Annotated in this window: 1 protein-coding gene; it reads left to right on the plus strand. The window is 69.4% G+C overall.

Annotation, left to right across the window (positions count from 1 at the left end; all coding sequences use genetic code 11):
* A partial coding sequence (locus tag ACFORG_RS20755) for a hypothetical protein (RefSeq protein ID WP_386737486.1) occupies positions 1-653 on the plus strand: 653 nt, incomplete at both ends.

Raw genomic sequence — 653 nt, forward strand, 5'->3', positions numbered from 1 at the left:
GCCGAGTTCGACACAGCGCCGGTGATCCTGAGCCAGGTGCAGAGCGCCAACGGCGCCGATTTCGTCACCACGCGCCAGCGCAGTGCCGATGCGGAGGGCTTCCAGCTGACGATGCAGGAGGAGGAGGCCGGGAACGCGGGCAGCCACTTCGTGGAGACGCTGGGCTGGGTGGCGCTGGAGGCGGGCAGCGGCACTTCGGGCGGCGTGAGTTGGCTTGCCGGCAGTGCCACGGGGGTGACCGACGCCACCGCGACGGTGCCGCTGGGCGCGAGCATCGCGGGCGGGGCCAGGGTGATCGCCGGAGTGGCGAGCTATGCCGGGATCGACCCGGCCTGGGCGCGAGGCGCGGGCAGCACAATCAACAGCTTCGACGTCTCTGTCGAGGAGGATGCCAGCCAGGATCCCGAGACGGATCATTTCGCGGAACGGATCGACTACTTCGCCTTCGACGGCCCGGGGATCCTCTCGGCGGCGCCGATGCAGGATATCCTGGAAACCGGGACGCTGGCGCTGAACAGCGACCCGGTCACGGTCGCGTTGCAGCGCAGCTACGACGACCCGGTGGTGATCGCCCATGTCGCGACCGGGAACGGGTTCCAGCCGGTGAACGTGCGGGTGAGCGAGGTCAGCGGCAGCAGCCTCGTGATGCAACT

The sequence above is a fragment of the Lutimaribacter marinistellae genome, from assembly GCF_042648365.1.
Classification (GTDB): domain Bacteria; phylum Pseudomonadota; class Alphaproteobacteria; order Rhodobacterales; family Rhodobacteraceae; genus Lutimaribacter_A; species Lutimaribacter_A marinistellae.